The organism is Falsiroseomonas oryziterrae (assembly GCF_021864505.1).
Taxonomy (GTDB): Bacteria; Pseudomonadota; Alphaproteobacteria; order Acetobacterales; family Acetobacteraceae; genus Falsiroseomonas; species Falsiroseomonas oryziterrae.
In genome coordinates this window covers 1-9,691 of sequence record NZ_JAKJIB010000134.1, presented here as the reverse complement: position 1 = coordinate 9,691, position 9,691 = coordinate 1, and the positions used below count along the sequence as shown (strand labels likewise).

The 9,691-nt window shown below is 72.8% G+C and carries 8 protein-coding genes; 2 read left to right on the top strand and 6 right to left on the bottom strand.

Annotated elements, in window-relative coordinates; all coding sequences use genetic code 11:
• Positions 1 to 2,896: hybrid sensor histidine kinase/response regulator (locus tag L2I40_RS12345; protein ID WP_237215260.1), on the top strand; the 2,896-nt coding region annotated here is incomplete at its 5' end.
• A gap of 19 nt (positions 2,897 to 2,915) precedes the next feature.
• On the opposite strand, the gene L2I40_RS12340 is transcribed toward L2I40_RS12345, so the two are convergent.
• The 4 genes from L2I40_RS12340 to glpX form a co-directional block, all read right to left on the bottom strand.
• Positions 2,916 to 3,230, bottom strand: coding sequence for a hypothetical protein (locus L2I40_RS12340; protein ID WP_237215259.1), 315 nt, complete (start codon positions 3,228 to 3,230; stop codon positions 2,916 to 2,918).
• Between the two features lie 29 nt (positions 3,231 to 3,259).
• On the bottom strand, positions 3,260 to 3,556 hold the full coding sequence (locus tag L2I40_RS12335) for a hypothetical protein (RefSeq protein ID WP_237215258.1): 297 nt from the start codon (positions 3,554 to 3,556) through the stop codon (positions 3,260 to 3,262).
• A 75-nt stretch (positions 3,557 to 3,631) separates the two neighbouring features.
• Complete coding sequence (recJ, locus tag L2I40_RS12330) at positions 3,632 to 5,407, bottom strand: single-stranded-DNA-specific exonuclease RecJ (protein ID WP_237215257.1); 1,776 nt, start codon at positions 5,405 to 5,407, stop codon at positions 3,632 to 3,634.
• Between the two features lie 70 nt (positions 5,408 to 5,477).
• Complete coding sequence (glpX, locus tag L2I40_RS12325; protein WP_237215256.1) at positions 5,478 to 6,476, bottom strand: class II fructose-bisphosphatase; 999 nt, start codon at positions 6,474 to 6,476, stop codon at positions 5,478 to 5,480.
• Between the two features lie 59 nt (positions 6,477 to 6,535).
• Here glpX and L2I40_RS12320 point away from each other — a divergent pair, with 59 nt between their 5' ends.
• Positions 6,536 to 6,919 (top strand): VOC family protein, encoded by a 384-nt coding sequence (locus L2I40_RS12320; protein WP_237215255.1) that lies wholly within the window; start codon positions 6,536 to 6,538, stop codon positions 6,917 to 6,919.
• 1 nt (position 6,920) lies between these two features.
• Here L2I40_RS12320 and L2I40_RS12315 read toward each other — a convergent pair whose 3' ends face one another.
• Both L2I40_RS12315 and L2I40_RS12310 read right to left on the bottom strand, forming a co-directional pair.
• The gene (locus tag L2I40_RS12315) at positions 6,921 to 8,216 is read right to left on the bottom strand and encodes a homoserine dehydrogenase (protein ID WP_237215254.1); all 1,296 of its coding nucleotides are present in this window, start codon (positions 8,214 to 8,216) and stop codon (positions 6,921 to 6,923) included.
• A gap of 156 nt (positions 8,217 to 8,372) precedes the next feature.
• Complete coding sequence (locus L2I40_RS12310) at positions 8,373 to 9,590, bottom strand: LL-diaminopimelate aminotransferase (RefSeq protein WP_237215253.1); 1,218 nt, start codon at positions 9,588 to 9,590, stop codon at positions 8,373 to 8,375.
• Between the last annotated feature and the right edge of the window lie 101 nt (positions 9,591 to 9,691).

Below are 9,691 nucleotides of genomic sequence, written 5' to 3'. Positions count from 1 at the left end.
CGACGAGGCCGCGGCGGCGCGGGAGAGCCGCCATGCGGGTCGCCTAGCGGCGTCCGAGGCGCGGACGACGGCAGCCGAGATCGACGCGCGCGCCGCCTGGGCCCGCGCCGCGGAGCTCGGCACCTCGCTCGGGCGGCGCATCGCGGAGGGCCAGGCCCGGCTGCTCGCCTCGCAGGCCGCGGTCACGTCTCTGGAGCGCGCGACTGAGGGGCCGGCAGCGGAGCATATCGCCGTCGCGTTGCGCGAAGCCGATCTGCGCGCGGTCATCGAAAGCGCGATCGACTGCGCCATCGTCACCACCGACCACGAGGGGCTGGTGCTGGCCTGGAACAGCGGGGCACGCCGCCTGCTCGGCTGGGACGAGGCGAGCGCATCGGCGCTGAACCTCGCCGCCGCGCTGCCGCCAGAGGACCGGGATCGCGGCGTGCTCGCCGCCGACATCGCAGCCGCGCTGTCCGGCGCGCGTGTGTCGCGCGAGGGCCAGCTGATCCGGCAGGACGGCAGCACCGTCTGGGCCGGCATCGAGGCGATGGCGCTGCGCGCGGACGGGGTGGACGAGCCGGTCGGGGTGCTGTGGATGCTGCGCGACCGCACTGCGGCGCAGCAGAGCGAGGCGGCGCTACGGGAACGCGAGGCGCGGCTGCGCGGCGTCCTGGACGGGATGACGGAGGCGTTCGGCCTCCTCGCGCCCGACTTCACCATCCTGGAGCATAACCGCGAAGCGCTCCGCATGGACGGGCGCCCGCGCGAGGAGATTGTTGGACGCTCACACTGGGAGGCCTACCCGGGCACCGAGGACACCGAACTCGGCCGACTACTCAAGCACGCCATGGGAGCGCGCGTGCCTGTGTCGCTGCAACATCGCTACGGCTTCGCGAACGGACGCGCGCTGTGGCTCGACATGCGGGCCTATCCCACGGCCGACGGTTCGCTGGCGGTATTCTGGCGCGACGTGACCGACCGCAAGGAAGCCGAAGCGGCGCTGCGCGAGAAGGACGCGCGCTACCGCGCGCTGTTCGAGTCGATCGAAACCGGCTTCTGCATCATCGAGCTGCGCTTCGATGCGCCGGATGGACGCACCGATTACCGCGTGGTGGAGGCCAACCCCGCCTTCTACCGGCACACCGGTTTCCCGCAGGCCATCCTGGGCCGCTGGCTGCGGGAGGCCGCGCCCGCGCTCGAGGAGCACTGGTACGAACGCTATGGCCGCGTCGCGCGGACGGGCCAGCCCGAGCGCTTCGAGGAGGGCTCCGATCTGCTCGGCCGCTGGTTCGAGGTCTATGCCTTCCGGATCGACCCCCCCGAGGCATGCCAGGTGGCGATCCTGTTCAGCGACGTCTCGACAAGGCACGCCGCCGAGGTGCTGGAGCTGGAGATCGCTGCGCGCACCGCCGAGCGCGACCGCATCTGGGAGACTTCGCCCGACCTCATGGTTGCCGTCGACTCCGCGGGCATCGTGCGGCGCGTGAACCCGGCCTGGACCGCGCTGCTCGGCTATTCGCCCGAAGAGCTGGTCGGGCATCATGTCAGCGAGTTCGTGCTGCCGGAGGATCACGCCGAGACGGTGGCCGCCTACGAGCTGGCTGCGGCGGGGGGCAGGCCCCGGATCGTGAACCGATACCGGCACAAGGACGGCTCGACGCACTGGATCTCCTGGGTCGCGGCGCCGGCGCAGGACGTGACCTACGCGATCGGGCGCGACGTGACGCGCGAGACGGAACAGGAGGCCGCGCTGGCGCTGGCGCAGGCGGCGCTGCGCCAGTCGCAGAAGCTGGAGGCGATCGGCCATCTGACCGGCGGGATCGCACACGACTTCAACAACATGCTCCAGGGCGTGACGGGCGGCCTCGACATGGCGCGGCGGCGGATCGAGGCGGGGCGGTTGGAGGATGCGGCGCGCTACCTGGACGCAGCGCGCGACGCCGCCGGCCGCGCGGCCGGGCTGACCCGCCGCCTGCTCGCCTTCGCGCGCCGCCAGACGCTGGATCCGCGGCCGCTCGATCCCGATGTGCTGGTGCGGAACATGGCCGAGATGCTCCGGCGCACCATGGGACCGGCGATCACGCTGGAGCTGGATCTGCAGGACGGCTTCGTGACCTGCGATCCCAACGAGCTGGAGAGCGCGCTGCTGAACCTCTGCATCAACGCGCGCGACGCGATGCCGGAGGGCGGGCGGCTGGTGATCTCGACGCGCGAGCGCAGCCTGTCGGCGGCCGATCTCGCGGCGTCACCGGACGTGTCGCCGGGCACCTTCGTCGAGATTGCGGTCGCCGACACCGGCACCGGGATGTCGCCCGAGGTGCTGGAGCACGCGCTGGAGCCGTTCTTCACGACCAAGCCGCTGGGCCGGGGCACCGGGCTCGGGCTGAGCCAGGTCTATGGCTTCGTGCGGCAGTCCGGCGGCGCGTTGCGCGTCGAGAGCAGTCCCGGCCAGGGCACCACCGTGCGCCTCTGGCTGCCCTTCGTCGCGCAGCGGGAGGAGGAGGGCGGCGACGTGCCGCACGAGGCGCCAGAGCCGGCGCAGCAGGGCGGGGATGCAACGGTGCTGCTGGTGGACGACGAGGCGGGCGTGCGGGAGCCGGCCGCGGCGCGGCTGCGCGACCTCGGCTACACGGTGGTGGAAGCGCCGGACGGGCCGAGCGCGATCCGGCTTATGGAGGGAGGGCTGCGGCCCGACCTGCTGGTGACGGATGTCGGGCTTCCGGGCGGCATGGATGGCACGCGGGTGGCAGAGGCCGCGCGGCGCCTCCAGCCCGGGCTGCGCGTTCTCTTCATGACCGGCTACGCCGCGGCGCCGCTGCCGCCCGACGCTGGGGTGATCGCGAAGCCGTTCACGCTGGACGCCCTGACGACGCGCGTGCGGCGCGCGACCGGCTTCCCGGCCGGCAGCCGCTGAGACGAGGCATCGCGCCGCCTCACGGCCCCGGGAAGTCGGGCGGGCGGATGCGGTGGCGGCGGCGTGCCTTGAACCAGGCGACGGCCTCCAGCACGCCGGGCAGGGCGAGCAGCGGCAGCGTCGCCAGCGCCAGCGTGCCGGCCCAGGCGCCCCAGAGATGGCCGCCGAGCGCGAAGGCGAGCCCCGCCAGCGTCCAGGTCGCAGCGTTGGCGCCGACGCCGATCGCGACCAGCCAGCGCAGCCGGTTGATGCGGCGCGCGCGGGTCTCCTCCGGCTCGCGATGGGTGACGGGCGTGCCGGTGACGCCGACCTCGTAGAGCCGGCGCCGGTCCACCTCGAAGGGAGGCGGCCGCGACGGAGCCGTCAGCGGCGGATCACCACGAAGGGCACCTGGCCCGCCCGGCGCATCCGGCGCAGCCGCCACCAGATCGAGCCGGCGCCGATCGCGCCGGCCACGATCAGCACGGGCAGCGCCAACGCGGCGAAGAGGATGACGACGGCGGCGAGCACGAGCCCGCCGGCGGCGAGCGCCACCATCAGCGCGATGCCGCCGACGCGACCGAGGATGCGGTCGAGCGTGCCGGCCGGCTGCGGGGCCGGGTCGCGGAACTCCCCTTCGGGGGTCATGTCGAGCACGGGCGGGCGGCGCGGCGTGTCCATGACGGGGATGTTGCCTGGATGGGCCGCGCCTTCAAGGGCGAGGGCGGCGACAGGGGCCGTGACGAAACGTGACGGTCAGCCGACCGGCGCGGCGTCGACGACGTGGAAGCCGGCGCTGACGCTGTCGTTCCAGGTCTCGGCGCGGAGATGGCCGGCCAGGTGCAGGTGGCCGCCGCCGAGCAGCGCCTGCGCCAGTGGCCCGTCCTTGGCACGGAAGCAGATCGCCTTGAGCCGCGCGCCGCCGCCTTCGCCGTCGAGGAAGGCGCGAACCGTGTTGCCCTCCTTCCCCACGCGGTCGGCGCGCACGACGCGGGCGCGCGGCAGGACGAAGACCGGCTCCTCGTTGCCGGCGCCGAAGGGGGCGAGGCGCGCGACCTCCTGTGCCATGGCGACGGTGGCCGCCGGCACGGCGAGCGTGCCCTCCACCGGGAGATCGGCGGCGGAGGGGAGCACCGCGGCGTGGGCGAGGCGTTCGTCGAGGAAGGCGTGCACCTCCCCGTCGCGCTCGGCGCGGAAGGAGAAGCCGGCCGCCATCGGATGGCCGCCGCCGGTCTCGAGCAGGCCCGATTGCCGCGCGGCGATGATCGCGGCGCCGAGGTCGCAGCCGGCGACGGAACGGCCGGAGCCCTTCGCCAGACCGCCGGCGAGGCCGGCGACGCAGGCGGGACGGTTGAACTTCTCCTTGATGCGGCCGGCGACGATGCCGACGACGCCGGGATGCCAGCCCTCGCCGGTCACCAGGATCACCGGATGGCCGCGATCGGCCTGGAGCTGCGCGGCCTCGAAGGCGGCGGAGAGCACGTCGGCCTCGACCTCCTGCCGGCGCTTGTTCACGGCGTCGAGCTTCTCGGCCATGGCGCGCGCCTCGACCGGGTCGTCCTCGACGAGCAGGCGCAGGCCGAGATCGGATTCGGCGATGCGGCCGGAGGCGTTGATGCGCGGGCCGAGCAGGAAGCCGAGGGTGTGCGCGGAGGGCGCATCCTTCGCTTGCGCGACATCGAGCAGGGCGGCGATGCCGGCGCGGCCGCGGCGGGCCATGACCTTCAGCCCCTGCGCCACCAGGGCGCGGTTGACGCCGGTCAGCGGCATCACGTCGCACACCGTCGCAAGCGCCACGAGGTCGAGGTAGAGCTTCAGGTCGGGCTCGGGCGCCTGCGCGAAATGGCCGCGGCGGCGAAGTTCGCGCAGCGTCGCCACGGCGGCGAGGAAGGCGACGGCGGCGGCGCAGAGATGCCGGAGGCCACTGTCGCAATCCAGCCGGTTCGGGTTCACGGCGGCGCGCACGCGGGGCAGCGCGCCTTCGGCCTTGTGATGGTCGAGGATGACGACGTCCGCACGGTTGTGCGCGACGGCGAGCGCATCCGGCGCGGCGATGCCGCAATCGACGGTGACGATCAGCGTCGCGCCGCGGTCACAGAGCGCGGAGATGGCCTTCGGGTTGGGGCCGTAGCCTTCCTCGATGCGGTCGGGGACGTAGTGGGCGACGCGGCAGCCGAGCTCGCGCAGCAGCCGCACCATCAGCGCGCCGGCGCAGGCGCCGTCCACGTCGTAGTCGCCGAAGACAGCGACGGATTCGCCGCGCTGCGCGGCGTCCGCGAGGCGTGACGCGGCGGCGTCCATGTCCTTCAGGCAGGACGGGTCGGGCAGCAGCGCGCGCAGCGTGGGTTCGAGGAAATGCGGCGCCTCCTCGATCCCGACGCCGCGGGCGGCCAGCAGCCGGCCGACTATTTCCGACAGGCCGAGGCGCTGGGAGATGCCGAGGCCGGTGCGCGCCTCGCCCTGGCGCCAGATCCATCGCCGCCCCGTCGCGCTGCGCGCGACGCCGAGGACGGTGTCGGTGATCGCGTTCATCGCGCGCGGGCCGAGTCGGGCATCGATGGAAGGTAGCCCTTCCCCGCGTCCCGGGGGAAGGAAACCAGCGTCATGCCACGAACGCGGTCGGCTTCAGCGCGAAGTTGTGGTGGCCCTCGACGTAGCGGACGGTGCCGGACTTGGAGCGCATCACGATGGAATGCGTGACCGCGAAGCCCGCCGAGCGGCGCACGCCGCGCAGCATCGGGCCGGTGGTCACGCCGGTGGCGGCGAACATCACCTCGCCGCGGGCCATGTCCTCGAGCCCGTAGATGCGGTTCGGATCGGTGACGCCCATCTCCTTCGCGCGCGCGATCTGCTCCTCGTTCTCGAACATCAGGCGGCCCTGCATCTGGCCGCCGATGCAGCGCAGCGCGGCGGCCGCCAGCACGCCTTCCGGCGCGCCGCCCGAGCCCATGTAGATGTCCACCCCCGTGTCGGGCTGGGACACCGCGACGACGCCGGAGACGTCGCCGTCCGGGATCATCATGATGCGCGCGCCGGCGGCGCGGCAGCGCTTCACGATCTCCTTGTGGCGGTCGCGGTCGAGCAGGCAGACGACGAGGTCGGAGATCTCGGCCTTCTTGGCCTTCGCCAGCTCGCGCAGGTTCTCCTCGACGCTGGCGTCCAGGCTGACGACGCCGTCCGGCAGGCCGGGGCCGACGGCGAGCTTGTCCATGTAGATGTCGGGCGCGTGCAGGAAGCCGCCCTTCTGCGCGAGCGCGACGCAGGCCATGGCGTTCGGCCCGCCCTTGGCGGTGATCGTCGTGCCTTCCAGCGGATCCACCGCGATGTCGACCTCCGGCCCGCCGCCGGCCTTGGCGTAGAGACCGACCTTCTCGCCGATGTAGAGCATCGGCGCCTCGTCCATCTCGCCCTCGCCGATCACCACGGTGCCGGAGATGGCGACCGTATCGAAGGCCTTGCGCATCGCCTCCACCGCGGCGCCGTCGGCGGCGTTCTTGTCGCCGCGGCCCATCCAGCGGGAGGCCGCCAGCGCCGCGGCTTCCGTCACGCGGACGAGTTCGAGGGCGAGGTTGCGGTCCACATGGACCTGGCGGTCGGGCATCGGCTTCCTCCTGCGTCCGGGCCCTTATATCAGCGGCGCGCAACGACGGGAGGCCGGGGGTGCGACGGATCGCGCAGGTGTCGGTTCTGGTCGAGGATTACGACGCCGCGATCGCCTGGTACCGGGACCGGCTCGGCTTGACGCTGGTGGAGGACACCGCGCTGCCGGGCAAGCGCTGGGTGGTCATGGCGGCGGAAGGCGGAGCGCGCCTGCTGCTGGCGCGGGCGGCCGGTCCGGCCCAGGCGGCGCGGATCGGCGACCAGGCGGGTGGGCGCGTCTTCCTGTTCCTGGAGACGGACGACCTGGCGCGCGACCATGCCGTGATGGCGGCGCGCGGCGTCGTGTTCGAGGAAGCGCCGCGCGAGGAGCCCTATGGCAGGGTCGCGGTGTTCCGCGACCTGTACGGCAATCGCTGGGACCTGCTGGAGCCCGCGGCGCGCTGAGCTACTGCAGGTTCTCGATGCGGATCAGCGCGGGCCGCTCCACGACCGTCTCCAACGCCTCGATGCGGGCCAGCGCTGCGCGCATCTGCGCTTCCTCGCAATCATGCGTGGTCACGACGACGGGCACGGCCTCGCCGGGCGCGCGGCCGCGCTGGAGCATGGATTCCAGGCTGATCTGGTGGTCGCGCAGCGCCGCGGTGACGTCGGCGATCACGCCCGGGCGGTCGAGCACCATCAGGCGCAGGTAGTAGGCGCCGACGCGCTTCTCCATCGGGATCGCGGGCAGCGACGACAGAGCGCCGTCCGAGACGCCCCAGACCGGCGTGCGGCGGCCGCGCGCGATGTCGATCAGGTCGGCGCAGACCGCGCTGGCCGTGGGCCCTGCCCCGGCACCGCGGCCTTCCAGCACGACGCGGCCGACGAAGTCGCCTTCCGCCACCACCGCGTTGAACACGCCGTCCACGCGCGCGATCGGATGCGCCACGGGGACCATGCAGGGATGCACGCGCGTCTCGATCCCGTGCTCCGTCCGCCGCGCGATGCCGAGCAGCTTGATGCGGTAGCCGAGCTCGCCGGCGAGCGCGATGTCGAGCGCGCTGACGCTGCGGATGCCCTCGACATGCACGGCGCCGAAATCCACCGGGCGGCCGAAGGCGAGTGCTGCGAGGATGGCGAGCTTGTGGGCCGCGTCGATGCCGTCCACGTCGAAGGACGGGTCGGCTTCCGCGTAGCCGAGCTTCTGCGCTTCGGCGAGCGCTTCGGCGAATTCGCGGCCGCGCTCGCGCATCGTGGTCAGGATGTAGTTGCAGGTGCCGTTGAGGATGCCGAGGACGCGGGAGAGGTCGTTCGCCGCGAGGCCCTCGCGCACCGCCTTGATCGCCGGGATGCCGCCGGCCACCGCGGCCTCGTACATCAGCGGCACGCCGTTGCGGTCCGCCAGCGCCGCGAGTTCGGCGCCGTGGGTGGCGAGCAGCGCCTTGTTGGCCGTGACCACCGGCTTGCCGGCGGCAAGCGCGGCGCGGACGAGGTCGGCGCCGGCGCCCTGGATGCCGCCGATCGTCTCCACCACCACGTCCACGTTGGGATCATGCGCGAGGGCGACGGCGTCCTCGTACCAGCGCAGGCCGGAGAGCGAGACGCCGCGGTCCTTGCTGCGGTCGCGCGACGAGACGGCGGTGACGGCGATGGGGCGCCCGGCGCGCGCCGCGACGGTCGCGGCGTTGTCGCGCAGCAGGGTGAGAACGCCGGTGCCGACGGTGCCGAGGCCGGCGACGCCGATGGCGAGAGGCTTGGTCATGGGGTCAGGCGGTCCGGTCGAGCATGGTGATTACCCCCACCCCGACCAGCCGGCGTATGCGGCGTGCCGCCGCAACTCTGGCGTCAAACGCCTTCGGCGTCCGACCCCCCGCTTCGCTGGAGAGGGAGGAGGTGGCGCGGGTGACGAGGGTTGCGCTCATGCCGCGTCGACGTCCACGGCATCGACGGGGCCGGCATTGTCGGCGGCGAGGAAGCTCTTGATGCCGCGCAGCGCCTGGCGGATGCGATGCTCGTTCTCGACCAGCGCGATGCGGACATGGCCGTCGCCATGCTCGCCGAAGCCGATGCCCGGCGCCACCGCGACCTTCGCCTTGGCCAGCAGCAGCTTGGAGAAGTCCACGCTGCCCAAATGGCGAAAGCGCTCCGGGATCGGCGCCCAGAGGAACATCGAGCCCTCCGGCTCCGGCGCGTCCCAGCCCGCCGCGGCGAGGCCCTTCACCAGCACGTCGCGGCGCTTGCGGTAGAGATCGCGCATCTCGGCCACGCAATCCTGCGGGCCGTTCAGCGCCGCGACGGCGGCGATCTGGATGGGGGCGAAGGCGCCGTAGTCGAGGTAGCTCTTCACCCGCGTCAGCGCCGCGATCAGCCGCGGATTGCCGGCGGCGAAGCCCATGCGCCAGCCCGGCATGTTGTAGGTCTTGGACATGGAGGTGAACTCGACCGCCACGTCCTTCGCACCCGGCACTTCGAGGATCGAGGGCGGGACCTGGTCGCCGAAATAGATCTCGGAATAGGCGAGGTCGGAGAGGATGAAGATCTCGTGCTTGCGCGCGAAGGCGACGACCTCCTTGTAGAAATGGATGTCGGCGAGCAGCGCGGTCGGGTTCGAGGGGAAGTTGACGATCAGCGCGGTCGGCTTCGGCACGGAATGCCGCACGGCGCGGTCGAGCGCGCACAGCATCTCGTCGTCGGGCGTGTGGGGGACGCTGCGGACCGAGGCGCCGGCGAGGACGAAGCCGAACTGGTGGATCGGATAGGACGGGTTCGGCACCAGAATGGTGTCGCCGGGCGAGGTGATGGCGGCGGCGAGGTTCGCGAGCCCCTCCTTGCTGCCGAGCGTCGCCACGACCTCGGTGTCGGGGTCGAGCTTCACGCCGAAGCGGCGCGCGTAGTAGCCGGCCAGCGCCTTGCGCAGCCCGGGGATGCCCTTCGACATCGAGTAGCGGTGGGTGCGGGGGTCGGCCACCGCCTCCACCAGCTTGGCGACGATGTGCGGCGGCGTCGGGCTGTCGGGATTGCCCATGCCGAGGTCCACGATGTCCTCGCCGACGCCGCGCGCCTTCGCCTTCGCGCCGTTCACCTCGGCGAAGACATAGGGCGGCAGGCGCCGGATGCGGTGGAACTCCTCGGTCATGGTCGTCGGTCCGCTTGTGTCGGGGCGAGGTATAGCGGGGCGGATCAGTCGCGGCGAGGCGCGAGCAGGTCCGCCGCGGGCGGCGGCGGCGGGGCCAGCAG

Bases quoted from the DNA above. Each gene is read 5' to 3' on its own strand.
- L2I40_RS12335 (WP_237215258.1), bottom strand. From the start codon at position 3,556: ATGGACACGCCGCGCCGCCCGCCCGTGCTCGACATGACCCCCGAAGGG.
- recJ (WP_237215257.1), bottom strand. From the start codon at position 5,407: ATGAACGCGATCACCGACACCGTCCTCGGCGTCGCGCGCAGCGCGACG.
- glpX (WP_237215256.1), bottom strand. From the start codon at position 6,476: ATGCCCGACCGCCAGGTCCATGTGGACCGCAACCTCGCCCTCGAACTC.
- L2I40_RS12315 (WP_237215254.1), bottom strand. From the start codon at position 8,216: ATGACCAAGCCTCTCGCCATCGGCGTCGCCGGCCTCGGCACCGTCGGC.
- L2I40_RS12310 (WP_237215253.1), bottom strand. From the start codon at position 9,590: ATGACCGAGGAGTTCCACCGCATCCGGCGCCTGCCGCCCTATGTCTTC.